Source organism: Hydrogenophaga sp. (assembly GCF_026125785.1).
Taxonomy (GTDB): domain Bacteria; phylum Pseudomonadota; class Gammaproteobacteria; order Burkholderiales; family Burkholderiaceae_C; genus Hydrogenophaga.
In genome coordinates this window covers 37,730-55,230 of record NZ_JAHCKL010000005.1, presented here as the reverse complement: position 1 = coordinate 55,230, position 17,501 = coordinate 37,730, and the positions used below count along the sequence as shown (strand labels likewise).

Annotated in this window: 18 protein-coding genes; 10 read left to right on the top strand and 8 right to left on the bottom strand. The window is 68.8% G+C overall.

Annotated features, from left to right (window positions below; all coding sequences use genetic code 11):
• Positions 1-10: 10 nt before the first annotated feature.
• The 3 genes from KIT53_RS07200 to KIT53_RS07190 are packed head-to-tail and all read right to left on the bottom strand — an operon-like array spanning position 11 to position 3,419.
• On the bottom strand, positions 11-1,243 hold the full coding sequence (locus KIT53_RS07200; RefSeq protein ID WP_297749810.1) for an ABC transporter permease: 1,233 nt from the start codon (positions 1,241-1,243) through the stop codon (positions 11-13).
• Positions 1,240-1,977 carry an ABC transporter ATP-binding protein gene (locus KIT53_RS07195; RefSeq protein ID WP_297749807.1) on the bottom strand — a complete coding sequence of 246 codons (738 nt, stop codon included), beginning with the start codon at positions 1,975-1,977 and terminating at the stop codon, positions 1,240-1,242. Before KIT53_RS07195 ends, KIT53_RS07200 begins: the two co-directional genes overlap by 4 nt.
• 2 nt (positions 1,978-1,979) lie before the next feature.
• On the bottom strand, positions 1,980-3,419 hold the full coding sequence (locus KIT53_RS07190) for an efflux RND transporter periplasmic adaptor subunit (RefSeq protein WP_297749805.1): 1,440 nt from the start codon (positions 3,417-3,419) through the stop codon (positions 1,980-1,982).
• Between the two features lie 208 nt (positions 3,420-3,627).
• Between KIT53_RS07190 and KIT53_RS07185 the strand changes: the two genes are divergently transcribed.
• From KIT53_RS07185 to KIT53_RS07170, 4 genes are read left to right on the top strand one after another with little or no spacing between them, the layout of a single operon-like run.
• Positions 3,628-4,044, top strand: a complete 417-nt coding sequence (locus KIT53_RS07185) for a DUF2306 domain-containing protein (RefSeq protein ID WP_297749802.1) — start codon at positions 3,628-3,630, stop codon at positions 4,042-4,044.
• A 31-nt stretch (positions 4,045-4,075) separates the two neighbouring features.
• Positions 4,076-4,378: a 2TM domain-containing protein gene (locus KIT53_RS07180; protein WP_297749799.1), complete on the top strand. Its 303-nt coding sequence runs from the start codon at positions 4,076-4,078 to the stop codon at positions 4,376-4,378.
• 31 nt (positions 4,379-4,409) lie between these two features.
• Positions 4,410-5,465, top strand: coding sequence for a histidine kinase (locus KIT53_RS07175; RefSeq protein WP_297749797.1), 1,056 nt, complete (start codon positions 4,410-4,412; stop codon positions 5,463-5,465).
• Positions 5,462-6,289 carry a LytTR family DNA-binding domain-containing protein gene (locus tag KIT53_RS07170; RefSeq protein ID WP_297749795.1) on the top strand — a complete coding sequence of 276 codons (828 nt, stop codon included), beginning with the start codon at positions 5,462-5,464 and terminating at the stop codon, positions 6,287-6,289. The genes KIT53_RS07175 and KIT53_RS07170 overlap by 4 nt, the downstream gene beginning before the upstream one ends.
• Before the next feature lie 23 nt (positions 6,290-6,312).
• Here the strand turns inward: KIT53_RS07170 and KIT53_RS07165 are convergent, their stop codons facing one another.
• A complete protein-coding gene (locus KIT53_RS07165) occupies positions 6,313-6,732 on the bottom strand; it encodes a hypothetical protein (RefSeq protein ID WP_297749792.1) in 420 nt (139 codons plus the stop codon).
• A 131-nt stretch (positions 6,733-6,863) separates the two neighbouring features.
• Here KIT53_RS07165 and KIT53_RS07160 point away from each other — a divergent pair, with 131 nt between their 5' ends.
• Both KIT53_RS07160 and KIT53_RS07155 read left to right on the top strand, forming a co-directional pair.
• Positions 6,864-7,490: a DUF924 family protein gene (locus tag KIT53_RS07160; protein WP_297749789.1), complete on the top strand. Its 627-nt coding sequence runs from the start codon at positions 6,864-6,866 to the stop codon at positions 7,488-7,490.
• Positions 7,491-7,588: 98 nt separating this feature from the next.
• The gene (locus tag KIT53_RS07155) at positions 7,589-9,472 is read left to right on the top strand and encodes a choice-of-anchor I family protein (RefSeq protein ID WP_297749786.1); all 1,884 of its coding nucleotides are present in this window, start codon (positions 7,589-7,591) and stop codon (positions 9,470-9,472) included.
• Positions 9,473-9,766: 294 nt separating this feature from the next.
• On the opposite strand, the gene KIT53_RS07150 is transcribed toward KIT53_RS07155, so the two are convergent.
• Complete coding sequence (locus tag KIT53_RS07150; protein WP_297749783.1) at positions 9,767-11,014, bottom strand: DUF2157 domain-containing protein; 1,248 nt, start codon at positions 11,012-11,014, stop codon at positions 9,767-9,769.
• Between the two features lie 110 nt (positions 11,015-11,124).
• On the opposite strand from KIT53_RS07150, the gene KIT53_RS07145 reads away from it, so the two are divergent.
• The 3 genes from KIT53_RS07145 to KIT53_RS07135 are packed head-to-tail and all read left to right on the top strand — an operon-like array spanning position 11,125 to position 13,769.
• Positions 11,125-12,966, top strand: coding sequence for a glutamine--tRNA ligase/YqeY domain fusion protein (locus KIT53_RS07145; RefSeq protein WP_297749780.1), 1,842 nt, complete (start codon positions 11,125-11,127; stop codon positions 12,964-12,966).
• Between the two features lie 32 nt (positions 12,967-12,998).
• Positions 12,999-13,406, top strand: a complete 408-nt coding sequence (locus KIT53_RS07140) for a phage holin family protein (RefSeq protein WP_297749777.1) — start codon at positions 12,999-13,001, stop codon at positions 13,404-13,406.
• Positions 13,407-13,445: 39 nt separating this feature from the next.
• Positions 13,446-13,769: a hypothetical protein gene (locus KIT53_RS07135; RefSeq protein ID WP_297749775.1), complete on the top strand. Its 324-nt coding sequence runs from the start codon at positions 13,446-13,448 to the stop codon at positions 13,767-13,769.
• Positions 13,770-13,777: 8 nt separating this feature from the next.
• Here KIT53_RS07135 and pcp read toward each other — a convergent pair whose 3' ends face one another.
• The 3 genes from pcp to KIT53_RS07120 all read right to left on the bottom strand — a co-directional run bounded on the left by pcp (position 13,778) and on the right by KIT53_RS07120 (position 16,373).
• Positions 13,778-14,431 (bottom strand): pyroglutamyl-peptidase I, encoded by a 654-nt coding sequence (gene pcp / locus KIT53_RS07130; RefSeq protein ID WP_297749772.1) that lies wholly within the window; start codon positions 14,429-14,431, stop codon positions 13,778-13,780.
• 26 nt (positions 14,432-14,457) lie between these two features.
• Positions 14,458-15,354: a DUF3014 domain-containing protein gene (locus KIT53_RS07125; protein WP_297749769.1), complete on the bottom strand. Its 897-nt coding sequence runs from the start codon at positions 15,352-15,354 to the stop codon at positions 14,458-14,460.
• 95 nt (positions 15,355-15,449) lie between these two features.
• Positions 15,450-16,373 (bottom strand): LysR family transcriptional regulator, encoded by a 924-nt coding sequence (locus tag KIT53_RS07120; RefSeq protein ID WP_297749766.1) that lies wholly within the window; start codon positions 16,371-16,373, stop codon positions 15,450-15,452.
• Positions 16,374-16,504: 131 nt separating this feature from the next.
• On the opposite strand from KIT53_RS07120, the gene KIT53_RS07115 reads away from it, so the two are divergent.
• Positions 16,505-17,497 carry a tripartite tricarboxylate transporter substrate binding protein gene (locus KIT53_RS07115; RefSeq protein WP_297749763.1) on the top strand — a complete coding sequence of 331 codons (993 nt, stop codon included), beginning with the start codon at positions 16,505-16,507 and terminating at the stop codon, positions 17,495-17,497.
• The last annotated feature ends 4 nt before the right edge of the window (positions 17,498-17,501 follow it).

The window sequence follows — 17,501 nt, the reverse complement described above, 5'->3', positions numbered from 1 at the left end:
CAGCCCTCGCTCACTCGTGCCGCAAGGCCTGGATGGGCAGCAGCATCGATGCGCGCCGGGCGGGGTAGAAGCCGAAGAACACCCCCACGAAAGCGGAGAAGCCCGCGGCCAGCACGATGGAGTTCAGCGTCATGCTCACCTGCCAGCCGGCGAACTGTCCGACCGCCCAGGTGGCCACGGCCCCCAGCACCACGCCGATGGCGCCACCCAACAGGCTGAGCGTGACCGCCTCGATCAGGAACTGCGTGAGGATGTCGCGCGCTCTGGCGCCGACCGCCATGCGCAGGCCGATCTCGCGCGTGCGCTCGGTCACGCTCACCAGCATGATGTTCATGATGCCGATGCCGCCCACCACCAGGCTCACGCCCGCCACCGCCGACAGCAGCAACGTCATCACCTGGCTGGACGCCTCCTGCGCCTGCAGGATCTCGGTGAGGTTGCGCACGGTGAAGGGATCGTCCGCACCGGGTTGCACGCGCTTGCGCTGGCGCAGCAGTTCCTTGATGGCGTCCTCGGCCACCTGCATGCTCTGGCCTTCGTACACCTTGACGTTGATGGAGCCCACGCGCTTGAGGCGTCCGCCGCCACTGCCCTGTATGCGGTTGCGGTAGGTCGCGATGGGCACCACGATGACGTCGTCCTGGTCCTGGCCCATCGAGTTCTGGCCCTTGCGCTCCAGCAAGCCGATCACGGTGACCGGCACCCCTTTGATGCGAATCACCTGGTCGATGGGATCCTGGTCACCAAAGAGCTCACGGGCCACGGTCTGGCCGACGATGGCCACCTTGGCGGCACCCTGCATCTCGGCCGCCTCGAACAGCCGGCCATTGGCCAGCGGCCAGTCGCGCGCCTCCAGGTAGTCGTTGGTGGTGCCGAACACCGATGTCGCCCAGTTGGTGTTGCCTGCCACCACCTGGGCACTGGTGCGCGAGCTCGGCGCGGCCACCTGCACCTCTGGCACTTCCAGGGCAATCGCCTGCGCATCGTCCTCGGTGAGGCTCTGGCTGGTCTGCGCGCCCAGGCGCACGCCGCCGGAGGTCACGCCTCCCGGGATGACCAGCATGATGTTCGAACCCAGGCCCTTCATCTGCTCCTGCACGCGGGCCGTGGCACCGGCACCGACCGCGATCATGGTGATCACCGCCGCCACGCCGATGATGATGCCCAGCATGGTGAGGATGGAGCGCAGCGCGTTGGAGGCCAGCGCGCGCCAGGCACTGCGCAGGGCGGCAAGAAAGTTCATGGCGCGGCCTCCTCGGTGGCATGGCGCACCGGGGTCTGCGCCACATCCTCGACGATGCGACCGTCGCGGAACACCAGGCGGCGGCGCGCCCAGGCAGCGATGTCGGGTTCGTGCGTCACCAGCACCACCGTGATGCCCTGGTCGTTGAGGTCGGCCAGCAGCCGCATGATGTCTTCGCTGGTGCGCGTGTCCAGCGCGCCGGTGGGTTCGTCGGCCAGGATGAGCTGTGGCTCGTTGACCAGGGCGCGCGCGATCGCCACGCGCTGCTGCTGGCCTCCGGAGAGTTCGGCCGGCGTGTGGCCGGCTCGCGCGCCCAGGCCCACGCGGTCCAGCGCCAGCAGGGCACGCCGGTGACGCTCGGCCGTGGACACCCCGGCGTAGACCATGGGCAGTTCCACGTTCTCCTGGGCGCTGGTGCGCGGCAGCAGGTTGAACTGCTGGAACACGAAGCCGATGCGCCGGTTGCGCACCCGGGCCAGAGCGTCGCCGTCGAGCGATTCCACCGCTTCACCGGCCAGGCTGTAGTGGCCACTGGTGGGGCGGTCCAGGCAACCCAGGATGTTCATCAGCGTGGACTTGCCCGATCCCGACGCACCCATGATGGCCACGAAGCCACCTTTCTCGATCTGCAGGGAAACGCCGTCCAGGGCATGCACTTCCTGGTCGCCCATGGCATAGGTCTTGACGAGGTCCCGCGCATCGATGAGAGGGGCGCTGCTGCTGTTCATGGCCATCCTCAGAACGGCATGCGAGGACCGGTCGCTCCCCGGGCGGGTGTGCTGCCGCTGGCACTGGCCGCGCCGCCGATGACGCCAGTAACCACCGTGGCACCTTCGACCAGCGACGCGGCATCCGGCGAATCAGGAGACACCAGCAATTCGGTGCTGGTGCCGTCGCTCACGCCCAGGCGCACGTCGTAGGCCACGGGCTTGCCATCGGCCTCCAGCAGGAAAAGGCGCCCGCGCGAGCTGGCCCCGCGTCCGAAGCCGCCACCAGCGGCCGTGGCGCGCTGCGGCGCACCACTGCCCGCCCGGGCCGGCGCGCCACCGTTCGCGTTGCCGCCTGGCGCCGACGCGGCCGCCTGCGGCGCATCCGCCGGACCTGCGGGCGCCGCCCGCGTGGCGGGCTCCACACCAGGCAAGCGCACGCGCAGGGCGGCGTTGGGCACCTTGAGCACGCTCTCGCGCGAGGCGGTGACCACGCGCACATTCGCCGTCATGCCCGGCAGCAGCCGGCCACTGTGGTTGGCAAAACTCACCACGGCGACATACGTCACCACGTTGGACACGTTGGTGGCCGCCTTGCGGACCTGGCTCACCTCGCCCTCGAAGTGCTGACCGGGAAACGCGTCCACCGTGAAACTGGCTTTCTGCCCCGGTCGGATGCGCCCGACATCCGCCTCGTCGATGCTGGCATCGACCTGCATGTCGGAGAGGTTCTGGGCAATCACGAACAGCTCCGGCGCCTGCAGGCTGGCGGCCACGGTCTGCCCCTGCTCTACCGTGCGCTTGATGACGATGCCATCGACCGGCGAGGTGATGCGGGTGCGCGAGAGGTCCACCCGCGCCTGCGCCAGCGCCGCTTCGCGCTGCGCCACGTTGGCCTGCGCACTCTGGATCTGCGCCTGGCTCACGCCCAGCAGGGCCTGCGAGGCCTTGAGCGCCTCCTGCGCCGAGTTGAGCGCCGCGCGGGTGCGGTCGGCCTCGCTCTGCGCGATGAAGCCCTGCGCCACCAGGCTGACATTGCGTTCGTGCGCACGCCGCGCCTCGGCCAGGTCGGTCTCCGCACGCGACACATTGGCCCGGCTGGAAGCGGTATTGGCCATCGCGATCTGCACCGCCGCACGCGCCGCGTCAACATCGGCCTGGGCGGAGCGAACCCGGTACTCGAAAGTCTGGGGATCGATTTCAGCGATGAGCTGGCCGGCCTTGACCTCGGTGTTGAAGTCCACGTGCACCGCGCGAATCTGGCCCGAAACCTGGGTGCCCACCGACACCTGCGTGACCGGGTTGACCGTGCCGCTGGCCGACACCGACGCTTGCAAAGGCCCCTTCTCGATCACGGCCGTGCGGTACTGCACGGCCGGCTGCGCATGGCGCTGAGCCCACCACCAGCCACCACCCGCGAGCAGCGCCAGCACCACGAGGCTCGATATCCAGGTCTTCGTTTTCTTCATGGTTCCCATTGTAGGAACCGCCCCGCGCCCCACGTCTCCAGCGGGTTTCCAGAGGGTATCGCTTGTGTAAAGCCGCACGCCGTCGCCTGCATTTCACGCCCGCCGGCGGCATCTGGCGCCACGACTCCGCGCCTCCGTCGCATGCCGCTGGCGGGCGGTCCGGGTGCCGGTCACAGTGCGGACCCAGCCCCTCACGGAGACCCGAGCGATGACCCTCACACCCCTTGTTGCCGTCCACATGACCGCCGCCCTGGCGGCCCTGGCCATCGGCCCGGTCGCCCTCTGGGCACGGCGCCAGGCGTCCGGGCCGCGCCCGAGGCTGCACCGGGCCGCCGGCTACGCCTGGGCCACGCTGATGCTGGTCACCGCCATCTCGGCCATTTTCATCCGCGACTTCTCGCTGCCAAACATCGCCGGCTACACCCCCATCCACCTGCTGGTGCCGGTGTCCCTGGGCGGGCTGTTCCTGGCCTTCAGGTACCTGCTGCGCGGCAACATCCGCGGCCACCGTGCCGCCATGATCGGGCTCTACCTCGGGGCGTGTGTCGTGGCGGGAGCCTTCACCCTGCTGCCCAACCGCTACCTCGGCCAACTGGTGTGGGGCCAGTGGCTGGGCCTGCTCTGACCCCCTTTTCCATCCAACCACGGAGATCACCATGCGCCACGCCATCACACACCTGTCCGATGAGGAACTTGAACGCCACGCCCGCCGCCGGGCTGGTGCCCGCATGGGCTGGTACATCCACGCCCTGGTGTTCCTGGTCGTCAACGCCATGCTCGCCGCACTCTCCTTCAGCAGCGGCCGCCAATGGGCGATCTACCCGGCGCTGGGCTGGGGCCTGGGCCTGCTGCTGCATGGCGTGGGCGTGTGGTTCGCCTTGGGCGGTGGTGGTCTGCAGGAACGGCTGGTGGCCGAGGAACGCGAACGCCTGCAGCGCCAGCGCCAGGGCGGTCGCTGACCGCAGCACCGACATGCGGGATACTGGAACCATGCCGCCCATCTCCCGTGCCACCGTTGTTCGCCACGCGCTGCGCGCCGCGGTGTTCAACACCGTCATCGCGCTGGCGATCACCGCCGTGCTCGGAGACCGATTCGCCTACAACCTCCTGTACGCCCAGTGCATTGGCCTGTCGATCTGGCTGCTGATCGACGGTGGGCGCTACCTCCTCCACCCCAGCGGCTGGCCCGGCGTCGTCCCCATGGCGATGCTGGTGTTCGGCGCGGTGCTGGTCGCCTACCCGGCGGGCGCCATCGTCGCCAACCTGCTGCTGCAACGCGACTGGATGCACGGGCTGAACAACTTCCCGCGCGCCACCGTGGGCCTGCTTCTGATGTCGCTGAGCGCAGCCGCCTTCGGCGCCTACTACTTCACCAGCCGGGCCATGCTGGCCGGCGCACGCCTGGCCCAGGAAGAGGCCCAGCGCCAGGCAAGCGAAGCCCGGCTGCGCCTGCTGGAGAGCCAGCTCGAACCCCACATGCTGTTCAACACCCTGGCCAACCTGAGGGCCTTGATCGGCACCGATCCCGCGCGCGCCACGGCGATGCTGGACCGCCTCAACGACTTCCTGCGCGCCACGCTGACCGCCTCGCGCAGCGAAGCCACCGCTGGCCGCCACACCCTGGCCAACGAGTTCGCCCGACTGCGGGACTATCTGGAACTCATGGCCGTGCGCATGGGCCCGCGCCTGCGCTACCAACTGGACCTGCCCGAGGAACTGGCTGGCCTGCCCATGCCACCCCTGCTGCTGCAGCCGCTGGTGGAGAACTGCATACGCCACGGTCTGGAGCCCAGCCGGACCGGCGGCGAAGTGCATGTGGGTGCGCGGCGCGAGGGTGGCGGATTGGTACTGGAGGTCAGCGACACCGGCGTCGGCTGCGAAGCGTCACCGGCTCCCGGCTTTGGCCATGCGCAGGTGCGCGAACGTCTCGCCAATGCCTACGGCGGCCGCGCGAACCTTGCCTGGCACAGTGGTCCGGGCGCAGGCACCCGGGCCGTGCTGACACTGCCCTGGCCCAACGACAACCCGCTTACCGCTGCCCCATGAACGCCACCGCCCTGATCGCCGAAGACGAGCCCTTGCTGGCGCAAGCCCTTCAGGCCGAACTGGCCCGCGCGTGGCCGGCGCTGCAGGTCGTGGCCATGGTGGGCGATGGAAGCAGCGCCGTGGCGCAGGCCCTGTCCCTGCAGCCCGACGTGCTGTTCCTGGACATTCGCATGCCAGGCCAGAGCGGCCTGCAGGCCGCCGCCGACCTGGCCGACGAATGGCCGTCACAGGGAGGTCGCCCGTTTCCCGCGCTGGTGTTCGTCACCGCCTACGACGACTACGCGGTACAGGCCTTCGAGACCCAGGCGGTGGACTACGTGCTCAAACCGGTGCAATCACAGCGGCTGGAACGCACCGTGCGGCGTGTGCAGCAGGTGCTGGCCCAGCGGCGCTCGTCCCCGGTCGACGCGCTGCTGGACGAGCGCACGCTGTCGCGCCTGCGCACCCTGCTGGCCGCAGGCGACGCCGCCACGGCAGCGCCTGCGGTGGTCGCCGCGCCGCGCCTGCAGATGATCGCGGCCAGCGTCGGGCAAAGCATCCGCATGGTGCCGCTCGCCGACGTGCTGGTCTTCGAGGCAGCCGACAAGTACGTTCGCGTACTCACAGCGGGTGGCGAGGTGCTGATCCGCACGCCGCTCAAGGAATTGCTGCCACAGCTGGACCCGGCCGAGTTCTGGCAGATCCACCGTGGCACCGTGGTGCGCGCCGACGCCATCGACAGCGTGACACGCAACGAAGCGGGACGCCTGAGCCTGCGCGTGCGCGGCAGGCCCGAGGCACTGGCCGTGAGCCGGCTCTATGCCGAGCGCTTCAAGGCGATGTGATCAACCCACCGCCCGCGCGCTGCTCAGCGGTGGCCATGGCGATGGCGGTGACCACGGCGGTCATCCCAGCGCGGCCCGTAACCCCAGCCGGGGCCGTACACGGGACGCGGCGCCACCACCACCGGGCGCGGCGCGTAGTACACCGGCGGCGGTGCGTAGTAGACCGGTGGCGGCGCGTAATAGACGGGACGGGGTGCGACATACACCGGACGCGGCGCCACATACACGGGTGGCGGCGCATAGTAGACCGGCGGTGCGTTGGACACGCCCACGGCCACGCCCGGAGAGTTCACGCCGATGGACCAGTACACGTCGCTGCGGGCATGGGCCTGGGAGCCCACGGTGGACAAGGCCCAGGCACCAGCGGCCAGCGCCGCGATGCTCAAGCCACGGGCCCAGGCGGACGTCCGGCTCCAGGGGGTTTGGAAGGTCTGGGTGTTCATGAGGGGACTCCTTGGTCAGGGCGGCTGGGCGCCCCGTGGGTGTATTACAGGCAATCCCGCGTTAACCTGTTCCATATGCACAGTCAAAGTCGTTGCCAGACGTAACTCGCCCTCTTGAACTTGGGAGCCCAATGACGAACACCCACCCTTCTGACCCGACCGGCGCCCAGGCCGTGCTGGACTTCTGGCTGGGTGATGGCCTGCGGCGCGGCTGGTGCTCCGACCAGCGCGACGATCTCTGGTTCGGCGGCGGGGCCGAACTCGACGCCCGCATCCGCGAGCGCTTCGGCGACCTGGTGGCACAGGCCGTCGACGGCGGCCTGCGAGGTTGGGAAGCCCGTATAGACACCCGCCTGGCGCTGGTGCTGCTGCTGGACCAGTTCACCCGCAACGCCTTCCGAGGCCAGGCCCGCGCGTTTGCCGGCGACCCCCGGGCGCAGGCGCTGGTGCGCCAGGCCCTGGCAGAAGGACAGGACGAGCACCTGGCTACCGTGGGGCGCGTATTTCTCTACATGCCGCTGGTGCATGCCGAAGACCTGGCCCTGCAAGACCAGAGCGTGGGCCACTTCGCCCGCCTGTGCGAGACCTGCGCGCCCGAGTTGCGCGAGACGCTGCAACGCCATCTGCACTTCGCGCGGCTGCACCGGGACATCGTGCTGCGGTTCGGCCGATTTCCGCACCGCAACGCGGCGCTGGGCCGGCACAGCACCGCCGAGGAAATCGCCTTTCTCAAGGACGGGCCGCGCTTCGGCCAGTAGCGCCCCAGCGTCATCGGAACGACCTGCACGGGTCACGACAACGTCACATCGGGCTCATACAACCGGGGGTTTCCATTCTCCCCCGACCGTCGAACCCCATGAGACCACCCATCCGACTGCGCCTGTTCTCCGCCTCCCTTGTCATGCTTGCCGTGCTCGCCGCCTGCGGCGGTGGCAGCGACAGCGCGCCCACACCCACCCCCGACCCCACCACGCCGGCCCCGACCCCGGAGGCCACGCCCGTTGGCCTCACGCTGGAAAAGATCGGCGGCTTCAGCACCGGCCAGTTCGGCGTGAGCGCGGCTGAAATCCCCGCCTACGACGCCGCGAGCAAGCGGCTCTTCGTGGTGAATGCCCAACTGGGCGCGGTCGACGTGCTCGACCTCTCCAACCCCGCCCACCCGGTGAAGGTCAGCGTGCTCGATGCCACCGCGGTGCTCGCCGGCGCGGAGATCAACAGCGTGGCGGTGCACGATGGCATCGTGGCCGTGGCCATCCAGGCACCGGTCAAGACCGATCCGGGGCGCATGGCGCTGTACCGCGCCAGCGACCTGTCCTTCATCAGCGCCGTGACCGTCGGCGCGCTGCCCGACATGGTGACCTTCACGCCTGACGGCAAGACGGTGCTGGTGGCCAACGAGGGAGAACCCAGCGACGACTACCAGATCGACCCCGAGGGCAGCGTGAGCGTGATCGACGTGCGCAACCTCGCCGCGCCGGTGGTGCGCACCGCCGGCTTTGCCGCATTCAATGGGCAGGCGGCTGCCTTGCGCGCCGCAGGCGTGCGCATCTATGGCCCCGGCGCCAGCGTGGCGCAAGACCTTGAACCCGAATACATCACCGTCTCCGCCGACGGCGCCACCGCCTGGGTGACCCTGCAGGAGAACAACGCACTCGCCAAGGTCGATATCGCCAGCGCCACGGTCACCGACATCCTGCCGCTGGGCACCAAGGACCATGGCGTGGCGGGCAACGAACTCGACGCCTCGGACACCGATGGCAAGACCATCAACATCCGGACCTGGCCTGGCGTGCGGGGCATGTACCAGCCCGATGCCATGGCCTCCTACACCGTGGGCGGCCAGACCTACCTGGTCACGGCCAACGAAGGCGACGCCCGTGCCTGGGGCGAAGACAACGCGGCCTACTGGGGCGGCGATGCCACCAAGGGTTTCGTGGAAGAGTTCCGCGTCAAGCACCTGGTCAACAAGAACGGCTGGGCCTCCCGTGCGGGCGACGATCTGCCACCCCAGCTCAATGCCATGGCCGCCGGTGGCCTGCTCGATCCGGCCACCTTCGGCTACTGCGGCGCCATCGCCGGCGACCCCGCGGGATGCCGCGCCGACGCCGCGCTGGGCCGCCTGAACATCAGCTGGACCATGGGCTACCGCACCAACCCCGACGGCTCACCCATGATGTTCAATGCCGCCGGTGCGCAGGATCCCGCCGGCAACCGGCTCATGTACGACCAGCTCTACGCCTACGGCGCGCGCTCCTTCAGCATCTGGAATGCCAGCGGTGCGCTGGTGTGGGACTCGGGAGCCGCTATCGAGAAGTTCCTGGCCAGCGCGGACTGCAAGCTGGGCCGGGACCGCAGCATTCCCTGCGCCGACTTCTTCAACTCCGGACACGACGAGGGCAACGCCAAGGACAGCCGCAGCGACGCCAAAGGCCCCGAACCCGAAGGCCTGGCACTCGGCAAGATCGGAGACAAGACCTTTGCCTTCATCGGCCTGGAGCGCATGGGCGGCGTGCTGGTGTACGACATCAGCAACCCCGCGTCACCCGTGTTCATGGACTACCTGAACACCCGCGACGAGTGGCTGACCAACCCGCCCGACCTGGCCACCGCGGGTGATCTCGGCCCCGAGGGCCTGGTGTTCATCCCGGCCAAGGATTCGCCCAACGGCAAGCCCCTGCTGGTCGTGGGCAACGAGGTCAGCGGCACCACGGCGGTGCTGCAACTGAACCTGCGGTACTGAACCCACCGTTCGCCCTGGTCCGTTCGCCCCGGTCCGTTCGCCCCGGTCCGTTCGCCCTGGTCCGTTCGCCCTGGTCCGTTCGCCCTGGTCCGTTCGCCCTGGTCCGTTCGCCCTGGTCCGTTCGCCCTGGTCCGTTCGCCCTGAGCCTGTCGAAGGGCCCGCCAATGCGCGGGCAAGGCTTCGACAGGCTCAGCCCGAACGGAAGTTAGCTCTGCCCAAACGGAAGCTGGCTCTGCCCGGGCGGAAGTTAGCTCTGCCCAAACGGAAGCTGGCTATGCCCAAACGGAAGCTCGCTCAGCCCGATGCGAGAGGTTTGAGCGCGGCGGGCAGCCAGTTCACGAGCCGGGCGTGGATGGCCGTTTCGTTGCGCTGCCACCAGATGCCCAGCGCCACCACGCCCAGGCCCAGCAGGCTCAGCGCGAAGGGAAACAGCAGACTGTCTTCGAACACGCGGTAGGCCAGGTACCCCAAGTAGCCGGCCACGCCCAGGGCGCCGAGCACGGTGAAGATGCGCCGGCCTATGGCCGCGCCGAGGAAGACCAGGCCCACGTTGAGCAAGGCGTAGAGCAACTTGTTGAGTTCGGAGTTGCTGTTGCTCAGGCTCAGCCCTCCCCAGAACATGATGGCGCCGAAGATGTAGAGCCAGAAGGCAAAGTCCTGCCGGTCCTCGGCCTCGGTGGCGCGGCGGGTGCGCAGATCCACCCACATCGCCACGGCGCAGGTGGCCAGGCCGAACACCAGCGATACCTTGCGGGTGAAAGGCCAGTCGTAGCCGTCCTTCTGCATCAGCATGTGCGCCAGGTCCATGTTCAGGTACCACAGCGTGACCGCGACCGGCATCACCATGAAGGGCAGCTTGTAGCGCCACAGCATCACGACGGCCGCGGCCAGGGTGGCCAGTTCGAGGGTGAGCCAGCGCCAATCGATGTAGCGGTGGTAGTCGCGGTAGTTGTCCGGGCCGCCTTCGGGCCACAGGCCGATGCCCGACTGGAAAGCCCACACGGCCAGCGGCACCAGGCAGACCGCCAGCGTGGCCAGAATGCCGGCGGGCGTGCGCAGGTCGCGCCGCAGCAGATGGCCCGCCACCGACAGCGCCCCCACGAGGTAGCCAAGGGCCAGGGCGAACACGCCCCAGGCACCGAACAGTTCCCAGCCCAGGTTCATGAACAGCGTCATGGCACCGATGGCCAGCATGCCGCCGAAGTAGTACAGCGTGTTGGTGAACGAGAACACCGGTCCGACATGCCGCGCCTGAGAAGCGGGCGCCACCGGGACCGCCAAAGCAGTCTCCAGAGGCTGGGGTTCGGTGTCCAGGCCCATGGTGGGAGCCGATACACGCAGAGGGCTGCCGGGCGAGGCCCAGGAGGCCCACAGCGCATGCGCTTCCGAGGGCAGAATGGCCCCGCGCTCCACGGCCGCCTGCACGTCCATCCAGCCCAGTTGCACCCGCACCGAGGGCAGGAACACGTCCTCCGTCTGCGTGATTTCCCAGCGCGTGGGTTCTTCGCTGGGCATGGTGTCCGGGTTGTCGCTGCTGCTCATCGCTTGGGGTCCTTCCTGCCTCCACGGCCTGGGCACGCCACGATAGCCGAAACCCTGCAGGGGGCCAAACCACGGGAACCCGATGCGGCGCGGGATCAATAGAATGGCGCATGACCTCCAGCAATCCAGGCCACAAGACGCCGCACAACGCCTCCGCCGAAGAAGGCGAACCCAAAGTCAGCAACTTCCTGCGCCAGATCATCGAAAACGACCTGTCCGAGGGCACCTACGCCAGCCGGCGCTGGGCGGGCAGCCCCGGCGACGCCGCGCACCAGGCCAGCGGCCAGCCCGATCCGGCGAAAATCCGCACCCGCTTCCCGCCCGAGCCCAATGGCTACCTCCATGTGGGCCATGCCAAGAGCATCTGCCTGAACTTCGGGCTGGCACGCGACTATGGCGGCATCTGCCACCTGCGCTTCGACGACACCAACCCGGAGAAGGAAAGCACCGAGTTCGTCAACAGCATCATCGACGCGGTCAAGTGGCTGGGGTTTTCCTGGGAGGCCGGCGGCATCAGCCACCTCTACCAGGCCAGCGACTATTTCGACTTCATGTACCGCGCCGCCGAAGCGCTTGTCGAACGTGGCCATGCCTACGTGGACGAGCAGAGCGCCGAGGACATGCGCGCCAACCGGGGTGACTTCAACACGCCGGGCAAGGACAGCCCTTTTCGCAGCCGCACGCCGGCGGAAAACCTCGCGCGGCTGCGAGAGATGCGCGACGGCCGGCTGCCCGACGGCGCGGCCGTGCTGCGCGCGAAGATCGACATGGCGTCGCCCAACATCAACCTGCGCGACCCAGCCATCTACCGCATCCGCCGCGCCACGCACCACCACACCGGCGACCGGTGGTGCATCTACCCCATGTACACCTACGCGCATCCGATCGAGGACGCGCTGGAGCAGATCACGCACAGCATCTGCACGCTGGAGTTCGAGGACCAGCGCCCGTTCTACGACTGGTTGCTGGAACGCCTGGCCGAAGCCGGCCTGCTCCAGGCGCCGCCACCGCGCCAGTACGAGTTCGCGCGGTTGAACCTGACCTACGTCATCACCAGCAAGCGCAAGCTCGCGCAGCTCGTCAACGAACAGCGCGTGTCCGGCTGGGACGATCCGCGCATGCCCACCATCGTCGGGCTGCGCCGCCGCGGCTACACGCCCGAAGCCATTCAGCTCTTTGCGGAGCGCATCGGCGTGACCAAGAGCGATTCGTGGATCGACTACAGCGTGCTCGAAGGCTGCCTGCGCGAAGACCTGGAGCACAAGGCCCACCGCGCCATGGCCGTGCTCGACCCGGTCAAGCTGGTCCTCACCAACTGGGCCGAGGTCTTCGGCAGCGACAGCTACACCGAAGACTGCACCCAGCCCGCCCTGCCCCACTCGGCCATCGCCGAAGGCCAGGCCGCTGTGCCGGATCGCGTGTTCAAGATCGGCAGGGAGGTGTGGATCGAGCGCGAAGACTTCGAGGAAACGCCGCCCAAAGGCTACAAGCGCCTGTTTCCCGGCAACGTGGTGCGCCTCAAGGGCGGCTACGTCATCGAATGCACCGGCGTTGGCGCGAAGGATGCCGACGGCCGCGTGACGGAGGTGCACGCCAGGGTCATTCCCGGCACCAAGAGCGGGACCCCCGGCGCCGACAGTGTGAAGGCCAAGGCCGCCATCACCTGGGTGGCCGTGGCCGACGGCATCGCGGCCGAAGTGCGCCTGTACGACCGGCTGTTCAGCGACCCGCACCCCGACGCGGGCGGCAAGGACTTCCTGGCCGCGCTGAACCCGCACAGCCTGCGCGTGGCGACGGCGTTCGTGGAGCCCTCCCTGGCCACGGCCCGCGCGGACCAGAAGTTCCAGTTCGAACGGCACGGCTACTTCGTGGCCGACCGGGTGGACCATGGGGTCGGCGGCAAGGCCGTGTTCAACCGGGTAACCGGCTTGAAGGACTCCTGGGGAAAGTAGTGTGAACAGGCCCCGGCCAAGGAAACCACCGCATGCTCGCCAACCTCACCCCCTTCCTCCTCCACTGGGCCCTCACCGCCTTCGCGCTCTGGGTAGCCAGCCATGTCTTCAAAGGCATGCACTTCAGCAGTACGGGGTCGCTCGCGGTCTCGGCGCTGCTGCTGGGCCTGGCGAATGCGATCGTGCGGCCGCTGCTGGTGCTGCTGACGCTGCCGCTCACCCTGGTCACCTTCGGACTGTTCCTGCTGGTGATCAACGCCTTGATGCTGCTGCTGGTGGCCAGGCTGGTCGATGGCTTCAAGCTCGACGGCTTCTGGACCGCGTTCTGGGCCAGCCTGTTCATGGCGCTGCTCAGCCTGGTGCTGGGGGCTTTCGTGCTCGGCGGCACGCCGGAGTTCACCATCGACACCGGGCCGGCACCGGGGCGTGTCTGGCTCTGAGCCTGCCGGCCTGGCACAGGCGCCTCCCCCAGGTGATCCATGCCCCGCCCGCACCACAACGTCTACGTGATCGAGCTGCACCCGGATGTGCTCGGGGAGCGCAGGTTCCGTGCGTGCAATCCGGCGTACCTGGACGGCAGGCCCTGCGTGTACGTGGGCATGACGGGGCTGGACCCGGACCTGCGCTTTGACCGCCACAAGGCTGGCATACAGGCCAACGCCTACGTGATGAAGTACGGCCTGCGGCTGCTGCCGGACCTGTACGAGGGGTTCAACCCCATGCGCTACGAGGAGGCGGTGGACAAGGAGATCGAGGTGGCGATCGATCTGCGCTCGGCCGGTTTCGGCGTCTGGCAGGCCTGAGGACGTCCTCAGTGCGTGGCGCCCGCCGCGAGCGCGTCGTCTTTCTGCACCTTGAGCGCGCAACGCACGGCCAGCCTCAGGCCACGCGCAATGTCGTCCAGCGCCATGCTGGGCGAACCCTGTTCGGGCAACCAGGGCACGTGCACGAAACCGCCCCGGGTGTGCCGCAGCGCGCGCTGCGTGTGCAAGGCATGCATGAGGCCAAAGAACAGGTGGTTGCAGACGAAGGTGCCGGCGGTCTGCGAGACCTCCGCCGGCACGCCGGCCTTTTGCAGCGCGCTGAGCATGGCCTTGATGGGCAGGCCGGTGAAATAGGCCGCGGGCGCACCGTGCAACACGGGGGTATCGACAGGCCGCGCTCCCGCGTTGTCGGCGATGGGGGCGTCGTCCACGTTGATGGCCACGCGCTCCAGCGAGATCGCGCGGCGCCCGCCCGCCTGGCCCACGCAGATGACCAGCGCGGGCCGGTGCGTCTCAAGCGCCGCGTTGAGCCCCTGCAGCGCCGCGCCGAAGACGGTGGGCAGTTGCACCGCCGTCACGGTATGGCCCAGCACGCGCCACCCGTCCAACGCCTGCACCGCGAGCCAGCTCGGGTTGACGGACTGTCCTCCGAAGGCATCGAAGCCGGTGAGCAGAACCATGGGGCGTGGGGCGGTCGGCATCGCGACAATCTACCTCATGCAGGGACTCAACGACGGGCCACACGGGCACGGATCTCGACCAGCTTGGCCTGCAGGCGACGCTGGTTGTCCGGCCCGACCCGCAGCAGGATCTTCTGACCGGCCGAGCGCGCCTCCAGCGACGGATCGGCGAACTCGTAGCGCACCCACGGCCGCGCCGAAGGCACGGGGCCCTTGACCTCGACCAGCGTCACGGCGGGTGGCGCATCGGGCACCGGTGTGGCGATCAGGTGATCCAGCACCTGGACCAGGCGGTCGTTGAAGTACCGCCCTGGGAAACCCAGGTCTTCATAGGCCTGCTGGAGCAGCGGGTAGAGGCGGCGGTACAAGGCGACAGCCCGGTCGCTGTCCACGGATTCGACCATGCGCACCCAGGGCTGGTAGCGCGCACCGTTGTCCGGATGGATGGTTTCCGCTGCGGAGCCGCCCTCGGCCTTGCGCGTAGCAAAACGGCCAGGCGTGGGGTTGAAGGGCCAGGCCATCACCGGCGCGTGCGAGCGTGCCAGGTTGTCCACCGTGGCCACGGCGCGGCGCACGAAACCATCCACCTGCAGGAAACCCAGAACGTTCTGGCGCCCGATCAGTTCGATGAGACGCTCACGCACATACGGGTCGGCATCGGCCAGCGCGGGCAGGGGCGTGGAACCGCCACCCTCCTGCGCCAGCGGCTCTTCCACCGGGTGCTCGATGGCCGGCGGCGATGCGGGGGGCGCGGAAGCGGCAGGCTCGGTGGGTGCTGCCGCCACCGGCGCGTCGGGCATCGGAGGCACCGGTGGTGTCTGGCGCGAAGCCTGGTGGTGCTGCCAACCGAAGTAGCCGGCCACGGCCAGGATCCCCACCGCCACCAAGGCGGCAATGGGCATGAGGGACTTCGGTGGAGGTGGAGATGGGGGACGTTCGTTCATGGCCTCTTCAACGGTGGCGGGTTGGGAGGCCACCCATCCTACGCCCCTGAGGTTTCGCTGCAACCCGCAGCAAGAGAACGCACAGCTTGTGCGCGTCAGGCCAGCGGCTTGTCGCTGATCGGCAGTCCGGAGGCTTGCAGCAGGTCCAGTTGGCCGCGCGCGATCTCCAGAAAGGACTTACCCAGGCGAGAGAGCGGGCGGTGCCGGTTGCGCACGCCAAAGATCGGAAAACTCGGCGCCCCCTCGATGGCGGCATACACCAGGCCTTCGGGCCGGTGCGCACGCGCCGACAGATCGTCCACGAACGCCATGGCCACGCCAGTGGCCGCGACGGAACACGCGGCCAGCCCGGAGCGCACCTCCGCGGCCACGTTGCGCGCCACCCCGTGCGACTGGATCCAATGCTCGATCACCGCGCTCTGCGGCGCCTCCGGGCTGTAGACCACCAGGCGGCCTGTCAGTGCAGAGGCCAGCGAGGGCCTGCGCTGCCTGAGCAGCGCATGTCCGGCGGGCAGCGCGCACAGCAACTGCCAGCGGCCGATCTCCTCGATCTCCAGTGCCGGGTGGTCCAGCGGTGCGCTGGAGAGGGCGACGTCCGCCTCCTCGGACACGAGCAGCTTGACAATCTCGCGCGTGGGCAGCGACTCGAACAGCACACGCGCAGCCGGAAACTGCCCGACGAGCGCGGCGATGCTGCGCGGCACCAGTTGCAGCGCCGTGTTGGCACTGGAGAGCACGCGCAGGGTGGTGTGGGTACCGAAGCGCAGGTGCGCCGCGACATCGCGCACATGCTGCACCCCCCGGTACACCTTTTCGATCTCGGCCTGCAACTCTCGCGCCTCGGCCGTGGGCACCAACCGCCCGCTGCGGCGCTCGAACAGGGACACGCCGAGCTGCAGCTCCAGATGACGCACCAGCCGGCTGATGCCTGGCTGGGAGACATGCAGCAGGCGGGCCGCCTCCGTGGTGGACCCGGTGGTCATGACCGCGCGGAACACCTCGATCTGGCGCAGATTCATGGCAACGGGCTCCTGTTTTGCATAACTTGATGTTATTCCTGAGTGGTTGAATGGTATTGGATGGAATGGCCTGTGCCTCCTAGGATTCCGGGCTCACAGGACTGCTGGAGTCCGCATTGAAGGAGACAACCATGTTCCCCATCACCCGCCGCACCCTGGTGCACACCCTCTTCGCGGCCACGCTGTGCGCAGGCGCCACGCTGACCGCGCACGCCCAGGCGCCCGCCTGGCCCGCCAAGCCCGTGAGCCTCGTGGTGGGTTTCGCGCCGGGCGGTTCGGCCGACATCCTGGCGCGCGCCATCGGCCAGAAGCTGGCCACCAGCCTGGGGCAGCCGGTGGTGATCGAGAACAAGCCCGGCGCTGGCGCCACCATCGCCACCGCCGCTGTAGCCGCGGCCGCTCCGGACGGCCACACCCTGCTCTTCGTCACCAGCGGCCATGCCGGCAGCGGTGCGCTCTACAGCTCGCTGCGTTACGACCCGGTCAAGGCGTTCGAGCCGGTGATCAAGGTGGCGGCCACCCCGGTGGTGGTGGTTACCCCAGCGAGCCAGCCCTGGAAGACCCTGCAGGAACTGCTGGCCGGTGCGCGCAAGGCGCCTGGCAGCCTCAACTACGCCGCCGGTGGCGGCGGCGCCACCACCACGGCGCTGGCGGCCGAGTTCCTGAAAAAGGACGCCGGCATCGACATGATGCAGATCCCCTACAAGGGCTCGGGGCCGGCCTTGACCGCCTTGCTCGCGGGGGAGGTCCAGGTGGGCTTCGAGATTCCCTCCAGCGCGCTGCCACACATCCAGGCCGGACGCCTGCGCGCGCTCGCGGTGACCTCACGCACACGCAGCTCGGCACTGCCGGACGTGCCCACCGCCATCGAGCAGGGCATTCCCAACTTCGACGTGGTCGGCTGGTTCGGCGTGCTGGCGCCCGCCGGCACACCGCAGGCTGTAGTGGCCCGCCTGAACCGGGAGATCAACACCATCCTGCAGGCACCCGACGTGCGCGAACGGCTCTCCAGCCTCGGCCTCGAACTGGGCGGTGGTTCGCCGCAAGAGTTCCAGAAACTCATCGAGTCGGACACGCAGCGCTACGGCGAGGCCATCCGCCGCCTGGGCATCAAGGTCGACTGAGCGG

Bases quoted from the DNA above. Each gene is read 5' to 3' on its own strand.
- KIT53_RS07200 (WP_297749810.1), bottom strand. From the start codon at position 1,243: ATGAACTTTCTTGCCGCCCTGCGCAGTGCCTGGCGCGCGCTGGCCTCC.
- KIT53_RS07195 (WP_297749807.1), bottom strand. From the start codon at position 1,977: ATGGCCATGAACAGCAGCAGCGCCCCTCTCATCGATGCGCGGGACCTC.
- KIT53_RS07190 (WP_297749805.1), bottom strand. From the start codon at position 3,419: ATGAAGAAAACGAAGACCTGGATATCGAGCCTCGTGGTGCTGGCGCTG.
- KIT53_RS07185 (WP_297749802.1), top strand. From the start codon at position 3,628: ATGACCCTCACACCCCTTGTTGCCGTCCACATGACCGCCGCCCTGGCG.
- KIT53_RS07180 (WP_297749799.1), top strand. From the start codon at position 4,076: ATGCGCCACGCCATCACACACCTGTCCGATGAGGAACTTGAACGCCAC.
- KIT53_RS07175 (WP_297749797.1), top strand. From the start codon at position 4,410: ATGCCGCCCATCTCCCGTGCCACCGTTGTTCGCCACGCGCTGCGCGCC.
- KIT53_RS07170 (WP_297749795.1), top strand. From the start codon at position 5,462: ATGAACGCCACCGCCCTGATCGCCGAAGACGAGCCCTTGCTGGCGCAA.
- KIT53_RS07165 (WP_297749792.1), bottom strand. From the start codon at position 6,732: ATGAACACCCAGACCTTCCAAACCCCCTGGAGCCGGACGTCCGCCTGG.
- KIT53_RS07160 (WP_297749789.1), top strand. From the start codon at position 6,864: ATGACGAACACCCACCCTTCTGACCCGACCGGCGCCCAGGCCGTGCTG.
- KIT53_RS07155 (WP_297749786.1), top strand. From the start codon at position 7,589: ATGAGACCACCCATCCGACTGCGCCTGTTCTCCGCCTCCCTTGTCATG.
- KIT53_RS07150 (WP_297749783.1), bottom strand. From the start codon at position 11,014: ATGAGCAGCAGCGACAACCCGGACACCATGCCCAGCGAAGAACCCACG.
- KIT53_RS07145 (WP_297749780.1), top strand. From the start codon at position 11,125: ATGACCTCCAGCAATCCAGGCCACAAGACGCCGCACAACGCCTCCGCC.
- KIT53_RS07140 (WP_297749777.1), top strand. From the start codon at position 12,999: ATGCTCGCCAACCTCACCCCCTTCCTCCTCCACTGGGCCCTCACCGCC.
- KIT53_RS07135 (WP_297749775.1), top strand. From the start codon at position 13,446: ATGCCCCGCCCGCACCACAACGTCTACGTGATCGAGCTGCACCCGGAT.
- pcp (WP_297749772.1), bottom strand. From the start codon at position 14,431: ATGCCGACCGCCCCACGCCCCATGGTTCTGCTCACCGGCTTCGATGCC.
- KIT53_RS07125 (WP_297749769.1), bottom strand. From the start codon at position 15,354: ATGAACGAACGTCCCCCATCTCCACCTCCACCGAAGTCCCTCATGCCC.
- KIT53_RS07120 (WP_297749766.1), bottom strand. From the start codon at position 16,373: ATGAATCTGCGCCAGATCGAGGTGTTCCGCGCGGTCATGACCACCGGG.
- KIT53_RS07115 (WP_297749763.1), top strand. From the start codon at position 16,505: ATGTTCCCCATCACCCGCCGCACCCTGGTGCACACCCTCTTCGCGGCC.